Genomic DNA, 9,919 nt, shown 5'->3' on the forward strand with positions numbered 1-9,919 from the left:
AATTGATAAGAAAGTTGTTTGGCTTTATTTAAGTGCTGAAGAGCTACAGGTCTTTATGATATTGAATCAATGTTTAAAATCGGGATTAAAAAACTTGCTTAACATATTTTTTTGACGTATTGATAAAATAATTATACGCTTAAGCTCGTATAAATTAATTTTAAAAAATTGTGTTTTAAGGATAACTCACATGAAAAAAAAATTATTAACGGTTTTAATTTTAAGTTCTGGACTGGTTTTAACAGCATGTAAGAATGGTGGTAGTGGGGGAGGTTCATATGAATCGCCGTCAAATACTGATGTAAATAACATTACAAATCCTGTTGTTGGCACACCTACAGCATATAGCAAGACTGATTTTACTGCTGTTGCTGCAGATAGTGTGGTGATGACGTATAAGATGAAGGGAGTGAAGGGCACAGAAGTACAAGCAACGTCATTGGTATTTACTCCTAAAACTGCGCCACCAGCTTCAGGTTGGCCAATTGTGGTTTGGGCGCATGGTACAACCGGTGTCGCTGATATATGTGCGCCAAGCCGTAATGAGACAAATGTTTATATTAAAGGAATGATTTCTAAATTCCTTGCGGAAGGCTATGTGGTTGTTGCACCAGACTATGAAGGTTTAGGGGAGCCAAGTGGAACTGAACTTCATCCATTCTTAAATGTAAAAAGTGAAGCTTATTCAATTACAGATGCTGTGGTTGCAACACGAAATTGGTTAGGCAATAAAGCTTCGAAACAATGGGTGACTGTTGGACACTCGCAAGGTGGTCAAGCTGCTTTGGGGGCTGCACAATACGCAGATCGTGCAAGCTTAGATTATAAAGGTACGGTTGCTGTCGCACCTGCGTCACAACTGAATTTGATCCTAAATGCTGGAGAATCTAGCGTGGCAAATGCAACGCCTGATAAACAGATTCCAGTTTATGCATCTTTAGATACGTTTACCGCTCTGATCGCGGCAGGCTTACGTAATGCAAACCCAACTTTAGACTATAGCCAAGTCTTTAAAGTGCCGACTGATGCGATTGCTAAACAAGCAGAATCTGTTTGTTCTTCTCAACTAGGCGATAAGTTCGGGGGAGCAATGGGACAGTATGTTGCAATCAATGGATCATTGAAAAATTATCCAAGAAAAACAGATACATTTATGTCCCTACCTGTGGTTCAAACTTTCTTGAATAAAGATTCTCAACCTTTACAAGTTCAAGTTAAAACGCCTGTAATTATCTACCAAGGTGGAGCCGATACCACTGTACCTCAAGCGGCAACAGATACCTTATATGGTACAGCTAAAGCACTGGCAACACCTGTGAATTATATTACCAATCCTGCTTGGGATCATAGTACAGCTTATGCCTTAAATATCGATAATATTGTGGCTGATGTAAAAGGAATGTTTGCAGCACAATAACTATTTTAAATTGTAGGTTTTAGCAAATGGCTTATGTTTTCAACATGAGCCATTTTTATTTAAAACGGAGTAAACTTCATTCTGTTTAATTACAAACTTCATGCTACAATACGCGCAATCTTAGCACGGCTTAAAAGCCCTAATTCATAGGACCTCGCTAATGTTCGCCAATATCTCTATTTCTGAATTTGATCCAGAAATTGCTCAAGCAATCACTCAAGAAGATGCCCGTCAAGAAGCTCATATTGAGTTAATCGCATCTGAAAACTATTGCTCACCAGCTGTTATGGAAGCACAAGGGTCAAAACTCACTAACAAATATGCGGAAGGTTATCCTGGCAAGCGCTATTATGGCGGTTGTGAATATGTTGATGTGATCGAACAATTGGCGATCGATCGTGCTAAAGCATTATTTGGTGCTGACTATGCAAATGTTCAGCCACACGCAGGTTCTCAAGCAAACTCAGCAGTTTATCTTGCTTTACTCAACCCAGGTGATACTGTTTTAGGTATGAGCTTGGCACATGGTGGTCATTTGACCCATGGTGCTAAAGTCAACTTCTCTGGTAAATCATATAATGCTGTTCAATATGGTTTAAATACAGAAACGGGTGAAATTGATTACGAAGAAGTTGAACGTTTAGCAGTAGAGCATAAACCTCGTATGATTGTTGCGGGTTTCTCTGCATATAGCCAAATTGTAGATTGGCAACGTTTCCGCGAAATTGCGGATAAAGTTGGTGCATATTTATTTGTAGATATGGCTCACGTTGCTGGTCTAGTTGCAGCAGGTGTGTATCCAAGCCCAGTGCAAATTGCTGATGTAACAACGACGACTACGCATAAAACTTTGCGTGGCCCTCGTTCTGGTTTAATCCTTGCAAAAGCAAACGAAGAAATTGAGAAAAAACTTCAATCTGCTGTATTCCCTGGTAACCAAGGTGGTCCATTGGTTCATGCTATAGCAGCAAAAGCAATTTGCTTTAAAGAAGCAATGATGCCTGAATACAAAGAATATCAAAAACAAGTGGTTGTAAATGCTAAAGCAATGGCTGAAGTATTGATTTCACGTGGTTATGATGTTGTATCTGGTGGTACAGAAAACCATTTATTCTTGTTGTCTTTAATTAAGCAAGATGTGACAGGTAAAGATGCTGATGCTTGGTTAGGCGCTGCTCATATTACTGTAAACAAAAATGCTGTACCAAATGATCCACGTTCTCCATTTGTTACTTCAGGTATCCGTATCGGTACGCCAGCAGTAACAACACGTGGTTTTGGTGAAGCGGAAGTTCGCGACTTGGCGGGTTGGATTGCGGATATCCTCGATGCAAAAGGTGATGAAGCTGTGATCAATGCGGTTAAAGCAAAAGTTGAAACGGTTTGTGCAAAATTCCCCGTTTATGCTAAATAAGCATTAACTTGAGAAGGCCTCCTCTCAAGGGGGCTTTTTTTATGGTTGTTCAATAAGCTTAAACATCGAAGTAAATATCTGTTATAAAAGAAGTAGATTATGGGAGTTTATTGATACTTCGTTTCATGTTTCCGACATATAGGTTGCATGCTGTAGTTTACGGCTTGTGGCTTAATTTATTTATAAAATGTCAACAGACCCATTATAAACATCGCTGCTATACCCAAATGATGTGAAAGATCGAAGGAATTAGGCACATGGCTAGTAAACCAAATATTATTATTTCAGAACAAGATTTACATCGCTTAGAAACGATGTTGGAACATCAGTCGAAGTTGACTGTGACGATGCAACATTTAGAAGAGGAATTGGCGCGAGCAGATGTGGTTGCGCCTCAAGATATGCCTCCAAATGTAGTAACCATGAATGCAAAAGTCTTAATCACCATTGCACCATCGACGGAAGCAACCGAAATTACTTTGGTTTATCCACATGATTTTCGTGGTGAGACAGGGCAGGTCAATGTTGTTGCACCTGTAGGTACTGCAATTCTTGGATTGGCAGAAGGGCAGGAAATTGAATGGCCACAGCCAGATGGTCATTTGATGAAAGTAAAAATTGAAAAAATATTGTATCAGCCAGAGAGAGAAGGCGATTATCTCTAATAAATGTCAAAATTAATGATATTTACGTGACCAAATTAAAGCCCAGTAATCACTGGGCTAAATTTTGTATAAAAACCGAAAGTTAAAACCCTGAAGTTCTCCCTTTGCTTGGATATTTAAATTGATGTTGAATATCTAATTTATAAATCTGTTTCGGATTTAAATCAATTTGCCATTGGTTGATATTGGGTTGTCCATTCCATTGTGTTGCAGTCGGTGGAATATTATAGGTCGATTGAGTGCTGAGTTTACCGTTCTGGCTTTGTGGTTCAGGTTCAAAAATCGTAACCTGAATTGGATAGTTATGCAGGTTCTGTACTGAATATTGCTGTTTTCGTATGGTTTCAGATTGAGTACCTTTGACTGGATTTTTTTTGTCGGTTAAATCAGTGACTTTAACTTGAATTTGATCATCTGTACCAAAGCTCATTTGAAGTGCTTCATCTGCGCTATTGCTCCAAGCTCTTTGCCCAATATAGTCGCCATCACGATATAGTTTTACAATTCCAGAAGGCCAATTTTGATCAAGTTTTGAAATTTCAGCATTAATTGTGGCTTGAGTACTCTGTTTTGGAATCGCCCAAACTGAAAGTTTAGCCGCATATTGTTCAGTACTTAAAGGTAAATAGATTTGTTGTTGGCTGCTTGGAATGGATGCTTTGGTTTCTGAACGAAATTCAGTACTAAAATTTAAATCAGCCGTTTGAAACTGTGGAAATTGAGGGGGCGATTTTTTTACTGCGGCAGTGGACTTTCTATCATAACTCATTTCAGCCATTGCAATAGGTGCGGGTGCTGGATAAATTGGTCGTACTGGTTCTGGTTCATAATAGTTTACCCACCATTGTTGGGGTTGAACTTGTTGAATATAGTTTTGTGGGGTTGCTGTGGATAATGCCAATTTAACATTGTTCCAGTCTTCACCAGTTTTTTGAGCAATCATTGCCATACGTGTCAGCTTGATTTGCTTGGTTTGGGTGTTTAACTCAGCTTTATAGATCGGCTGCCAGCGTGCATAAGGAACCATATAGCTAATTTTAATTTCACCCCGTTGTGGGGCATTGACATAAAATTTTAGTGTTCGCTGATTAAACTCACTATCTCCAATGGCATTTAGATCCTGTTCAAGCTCTTGTAAGCGTTGTTGTAATTTTTCTTTCTCGGCCTTGGCTTGGTCAATGGCAATAAAAGCCTCGTAAGCCTGTTTACGGACTTTTGGCGCGGAACCTTTAATGACATTTTCTAAGAACTTATTTTGTAATTCAGCAGCTTGAATAATCGAGTTTTGTTCAGAAATCTGTTTTTTTATGCTTTCAATGTGATGACGTAATTGAGCAGATTCATTTCCTGCAGGTTTATCAATTGCACTATCTGTATGAGACACAGCATTGACTTCAATATTGCTACTTTGATATTGCAATTGGTCTATATTGAAGTTTGCTGCAAGCCCATTTAGTATAATGAGTTGTTCTCCTGCTTGTACTGGAAAGCTTCGTTCGATTTTTGCCAGTGTGGGATACAGGGTGACTTGTTGAATGGGGGCGTTGGATAAGTTAAGCGCAAAACAATATGTTGAAGGAGCGCATAAAATAGTGAGTTGGAGTGCTGTTTTTATATTCATTATGAGGGGCCCTAAAATACATTCGATTAATTTTAAAGCTAAAATGTAGCAGAAAGTCATACAAATCAAAATAGTGATATAAGCATTTAAGGATGCTTGAACGTAATTGAGTATTGAGGATTAGCTAAATTTTAGACCTAAGAGAAAGCTTATTTATATTTAACTTGATGGATTTTTCAGCTAGTTTTGAATAATTGCAAGATCAAGTCAAACAAATTAAAAAAATTAAGTTACACTGAGTCATCCAAAAATTGAAGGGCTGAACATTGAAACAATCATGCACAATACGGGATAAGAAATTTCCTCCTGAATTAAAAGCATGGTTGTATGCACAAGGTTCGCTGACTCAACAATTGACTGAGGCAGCAGGTGGGCGATTTAAAGTTCAACCGATTCATGAGCATTATCAAAGAATGACCTTGTTAGATAGTCAATGGATGCTAATGTCGCATCAACACACCTCCTGGGTGCGTGAAAGTTATTTATTTGGTTGTGATGAACAACCTTGGGTCAAGGCAAAAAGTATATTTCCCATTTTAAGTATCCATGGCAAAGCACGTTTGTTTAAGCACATCCGAACGCAGCCAATCGGAAAATATTTATTTCAACGTACCAATCCGTTATGTGAACGCCGTGTTTTAAAATTAGAAGAAGGTTGGACGCGGCAAAGTTGTTATACTTGGCATGGTTGTAAATTTATTGTTCAAGAAACTTTTTTACCTGCTTTTGAGCAATTTTTACATCAACAGAATATTTCAAAATAGAGTATTTAAGGACTGTCATGTCGATAGCGCAACAAACCACTTGGCGACAACGGTTAGAAGCTTATTATTATCTATGTCGCTTTGATAAACCCGTTGGAACAGAATTGGTTTTGTGGCCCACCATGTGGGCATTATGGATTGCTGCAGATGGAATTCCAGATATTGTAACGCTGGTTGCAATGGTCTTAGGAACCATCTTTATGCGTGCTGCGGGTTGTGCAATCAATGATTTTGCTGATCGTAAAGTAGATGCCCATGTAGAGCGGACTAAACATCGTCCACTCGCAACTGGAGTCATCTCTGCTAAAGAAGCGATTTGGGTCTTTATTGGCTTGGTTGCAGCGAGTGCCTGTACATTATTCTTCTTACCGATTGCGACTTTTTATTGCGCACTTGCAGGATTAGTGCTTGCATTTATTTATCCATTTATGAAGCGTTATACCCATTTACCGCAAGTGGTGTTAGGAATGGCATTTTCTTGGGGGATTCCGATGTCATTTACTGCAATGGGAAAACCCTTAGATTGGACCTGTTGGTTGCTTTATTTTGGGAATTTAGCATGGACAGTGGCTTACGATACTCAATATGCAATTACAGACCGTGAATATGATTTAAAAATTGGGGTCAAATCAACAGCTATTCTTTTTGGAAAATATGATATTGAAATCATCTCTTTGTTGCAATTGACCAGTGTATTGTTGATTGGTTCGGCATTATATTTAGAAAACATATTGATTCCGTTTGGCCTGATTACATTATTATTGGTTGTTGCTGATTTCATTTATCAATGGTCAAAAACTAAAGATCGTGATCCACAATTATGCTTTTGGGCATTTAGGCACAATCGTTGGGTTGGTTTAATCATCTTTATTGGAATTTTTATTGCATTAATTTGATTTTTTGAATTTAAATTTAAGATTACAATCTATATTTATCTATTATTTTACTATTTAGTTAAAAGCATTCTAGCAAGATGCTTTTTTTTATGCTTAATTAGTGGTGAACAGGGAGCTGTTCAAACAATAAAAACTGAGGACTTTTTAATGAAAGTAGGATTTAAACGGACACTATTAGCTATTACTTGCGGTTCAGCATTATTATTAACTGCATGTAATGATGATGATAATAACTGGAATAATTGGGGTTCAAATAAGGATTATGTATCTGAAAATACATATAATTCTGATGTAATCAATGAGGCTACATCGGTCAAAGTCATGACTTATAATATGCCAAATGTACTTGGTGAAACCAAGAAAGCCACAGCGATGGTTTTCATCCCCAAAACAACACGACCTGCAGATGGTTGGAAAGTTGTGGTTTGGGAGCATGGCACGGTGGGCGTTGGTGATAGTTGCGCCCCAAGTAGAAATAAATTTAACCCACGATTTAAAAATATGGCGCAAAGCCTGTTAAATGAAGGTTATGTGATTATTGCTCCAGATTATGAAGGCTTGGGTACACCAGGTATGCATCCGTATTTAAATCTAAAGAGTGAGGCTAACTCAGCGATTTATGCAGTGAAAGCATATAAAGAGCGCTATGGTAATCAGATCAATGGTCAATGGATGTCTGTCGGGCAATCGCAGGGTGGGCATGGTTCTTTAGGAACTGCTGAGCTTTCCAATAGTGATGCCAATTATAGAGGTGCTGTCGCAGGCGCACCTGCCTCAAGTTTGGGTTATATTATTTCTGTCGTTGCGCCACAAGCAATTCGAGATATTCTTCAAAAGGAACAAGCTGGAACAGCTCCAGTAGGGACTGCTGTTGAAGTTTATGCAGAATTATTGGCATACGCTGCTTATACCACAGTTGGTGTGACCGCTTATGAGCCTAAGTTTAATTATCGAGAAGTTTTTAAAGATCGTTCAAAAAATATTGCAGAATTTGCGGAAGGTTCCACAGGTGAAAATGGCTTATGTCTAGATGAATTGCATAATAAATTTGCCGATGATATCCGTGATTATATTGTTAAGAATGGAGGAAAAACTGTTTTAGACTATCCTGGATTGGTCGATAATTTCCAAGAAAATCCGACAGTAAAAAAATTCTTAGCTGAGAACCAACCTGCAACCAAAAAAATTAATAGTCCTGTGATGATTATCCAGGGGACTGCTGATATGGCAGTGCCTTATCCTGTGACGGAAGGATTGCAACAACGTTTAAAAGATATGGGTACAGATGTAACGTTCTTACCTGTGAAAGATGCCAGCCATACTCAAGCGATTGTTGAAAAAAATCCTGAATTGGTTGCCTTTATTAAAAAGCATATGCCAACCACAAAATAATGGTTTTAAGAGAAGCATTCAGTCATTTGCTTTTCTTGGCGGTTAAATAGAGCGTGGTAAGTAAAAAAGCAGAGCTTCAATTCAAGCTCTGCTTTTTTTATCTCAATGTATGGCCGTTTGTACATTTTTTACCGAAGATCCAACAGGTTTTTTACCAAATGAAAGGTGATTAAAGAAAATATTGAGTAATACTGCTGCTATACACGTTGCGCTTATTCCTGAATGAAATAAAGTTTGGAATACTTTAGGAAAGGCATGAAAGAAATCAGGGCTGATTAAAGGAATTAAGCCGACACAGATCGACACAGCAACGATGATGAGATTGGATTGGGTTTGATAATCCACTTTAGATAATGTACGAATACCGCTTGCTGCAACGCTACCAAATAAAACAATACCTGCTCCACCTAAAACAGGCATCGGAATCGCAGCAATTAAGCGTCCAAAAATCGGTAATAAACCCAGCACAACTAAAATAGCGCCACCCGTTGCTACTACAAAACGACTTTTCACACCTGAAATGGCAACCAGTCCTACGTTTTGGACAAAAGCACATTGCATAAATGAACCAAATAATGGCGCAATCGCAGAAGATAGCATGTCGGCTCTTAAACCATCTGCCAAACGATGACTATCCATTTTTGTATCAACAATTTCACCAATCGCTAATAGGCTGGCTGTTGTTTCAGTAAGGATCACAATGGTCACGATACACATGGTTAAGATAGCGGACATTTCAAAGCTGGGTAGACCAAAAGCAAATAGGTGTGGAAAAGCAAATAAATCACCATCGCTCACTTTTGAAAAGTCGGCAACACCAAGCAGGATGGTAAAAATTGCACCAACAATAATTGAAATGAGTACGCCTAGTCGCGCCATTGTAGCTGAACCAAAGCGGCTCACCACAAGTAGTATACCGAGGGTAAAGGCCGCAATCCCAATATTTTCCAGTGAGCCCCATTCGGGAGCTTTAGGGTTACCGCCCATAATCCAGCGGATTGCAACAGGTAAAAGTGAAATCCCAATAATAGTAATAATTGAACCCGTCACAATCGGTGGAAAGAAACGCACTATTTTTGAGAAAAAGGGGGTAATCAATATCCCGAAAATAGAACTGACAATCACAGCACCAAAAATCGTTTGGATATTGCCCCCAGTTGTACCAATCGCGATCATGCTTGCGACAGCAGCAAATGAAGTGCCTTGTACAATTGGGAGTTTTGCACCAAACCACTTTATTCCAAGCGTTTGTAGTAATGTTGCCAAACCACCGACAAGAATAGATGCCGTAATTAATAAGGCAATTTCAGCTGCATTTAAACCAATCGCCGTGCCTACAACCAAAGGTGCTGCAATCAGACCACCATACATGGTGAGTACATGTTGTAAACCAAATGTTAGGTTCTTTCCTGCACTTAAAACTTCATCTTCAGGTTGAATTTTTTTAATTTCAGTATTCATCTTAAAACCTTTATGATTTTGCCATCCATGCATTACAAAGAGCAATTTATATGCCAAATGGTCAATAAGTGTAAGAAAAATGCTTTTAGTGAACGCTAAAACTTATTTGTTTGAGATTGATATTTAAATTATTTCTTTGTGCAAAGCCGATTATTTTACGGTGGATAAAGCTTAGCGTGTTTAGATTGGTTTTATAGTCAACCTGTCAAAAACTCAGACACAAGAATATAATTCTTCTTAATTAATATTTTAAATTAAATCAATTGCATGGAAAAATAAATTGTTTGAT

8 protein-coding genes are annotated in these 9,919 nt (G+C 38.3%); 6 read left to right on the forward strand and 2 right to left on the reverse strand.

Features of this window, described 5'->3' with window-relative positions; translation table 11 throughout:
• Positions 1 to 190 precede the first annotated feature (190 nt).
• From ACG9ZL_RS19340 to rnk, 3 genes are all read left to right on the forward strand, one after another.
• Positions 191 to 1,417 (forward strand): alpha/beta hydrolase family protein, encoded by a 1,227-nt coding sequence (locus ACG9ZL_RS19340; RefSeq protein WP_419328635.1) that lies wholly within the window; start codon positions 191 to 193, stop codon positions 1,415 to 1,417.
• Positions 1,418 to 1,577: 160 nt separating this feature from the next.
• Entirely contained in the window at positions 1,578 to 2,831 is a 1,254-nt protein-coding gene (gene glyA, locus ACG9ZL_RS19345; RefSeq protein WP_262085493.1) for a serine hydroxymethyltransferase, read from the forward strand.
• A gap of 257 nt (positions 2,832 to 3,088) precedes the next feature.
• A complete protein-coding gene (rnk, locus tag ACG9ZL_RS19350; RefSeq protein WP_234622805.1) occupies positions 3,089 to 3,496 on the forward strand; it encodes a nucleoside diphosphate kinase regulator in 408 nt (135 codons plus the stop codon).
• An 82-nt stretch (positions 3,497 to 3,578) separates the two neighbouring features.
• Here the strand turns inward: rnk and ACG9ZL_RS19355 are convergent, their stop codons facing one another.
• Positions 3,579 to 5,117, reverse strand: coding sequence for a DUF4139 domain-containing protein (locus tag ACG9ZL_RS19355; RefSeq protein WP_419361311.1), 1,539 nt, complete (start codon positions 5,115 to 5,117; stop codon positions 3,579 to 3,581).
• A gap of 266 nt (positions 5,118 to 5,383) precedes the next feature.
• On the opposite strand from ACG9ZL_RS19355, the gene ACG9ZL_RS19360 reads away from it, so the two are divergent.
• The 3 genes from ACG9ZL_RS19360 to ACG9ZL_RS19370 all read left to right on the forward strand — a co-directional run bounded on the left by ACG9ZL_RS19360 (position 5,384) and on the right by ACG9ZL_RS19370 (position 8,169).
• A complete protein-coding gene (locus ACG9ZL_RS19360) occupies positions 5,384 to 5,881 on the forward strand; it encodes a chorismate--pyruvate lyase family protein (protein WP_336953864.1) in 498 nt (165 codons plus the stop codon).
• Positions 5,882 to 5,898: 17 nt separating this feature from the next.
• The gene (ubiA, locus tag ACG9ZL_RS19365) at positions 5,899 to 6,777 is read left to right on the forward strand and encodes a 4-hydroxybenzoate octaprenyltransferase (RefSeq protein ID WP_419361313.1); all 879 of its coding nucleotides are present in this window, start codon (positions 5,899 to 5,901) and stop codon (positions 6,775 to 6,777) included.
• 147 nt (positions 6,778 to 6,924) lie between these two features.
• On the forward strand, positions 6,925 to 8,169 hold the full coding sequence (locus ACG9ZL_RS19370; protein WP_336953862.1) for an alpha/beta hydrolase family protein: 1,245 nt from the start codon (positions 6,925 to 6,927) through the stop codon (positions 8,167 to 8,169).
• Between the two features lie 102 nt (positions 8,170 to 8,271).
• Here the strand turns inward: ACG9ZL_RS19370 and ACG9ZL_RS19375 are convergent, their stop codons facing one another.
• The gene (locus tag ACG9ZL_RS19375) at positions 8,272 to 9,630 is read right to left on the reverse strand and encodes a nucleobase:cation symporter-2 family protein (RefSeq protein ID WP_419361316.1); all 1,359 of its coding nucleotides are present in this window, start codon (positions 9,628 to 9,630) and stop codon (positions 8,272 to 8,274) included.
• Positions 9,631 to 9,919: the final 289 nt, after the last annotated feature.

Source organism: Acinetobacter legionensis (assembly GCF_048551735.1).
GTDB lineage: Bacteria > Pseudomonadota > Gammaproteobacteria > Pseudomonadales > Moraxellaceae > Acinetobacter.

Coding starts and splice junctions, on each gene's coding strand:
- ACG9ZL_RS19370 (WP_336953862.1), top strand. CDS start 6,925: ATGAAAGTAGGATTTAAACGGACACTATTAGCTATTACTTGCGGTTCA.
- ACG9ZL_RS19340 (WP_419328635.1), top strand. CDS start 191: ATGAAAAAAAAATTATTAACGGTTTTAATTTTAAGTTCTGGACTGGTT.
- ACG9ZL_RS19355 (WP_419361311.1), bottom strand. CDS start 5,117: ATGAATATAAAAACAGCACTCCAACTCACTATTTTATGCGCTCCTTCA.
- ubiA (WP_419361313.1), top strand. CDS start 5,899: ATGTCGATAGCGCAACAAACCACTTGGCGACAACGGTTAGAAGCTTAT.
- ACG9ZL_RS19375 (WP_419361316.1), bottom strand. CDS start 9,630: ATGAATACTGAAATTAAAAAAATTCAACCTGAAGATGAAGTTTTAAGT.
- rnk (WP_234622805.1), top strand. CDS start 3,089: ATGGCTAGTAAACCAAATATTATTATTTCAGAACAAGATTTACATCGC.
- glyA (WP_262085493.1), top strand. CDS start 1,578: ATGTTCGCCAATATCTCTATTTCTGAATTTGATCCAGAAATTGCTCAA.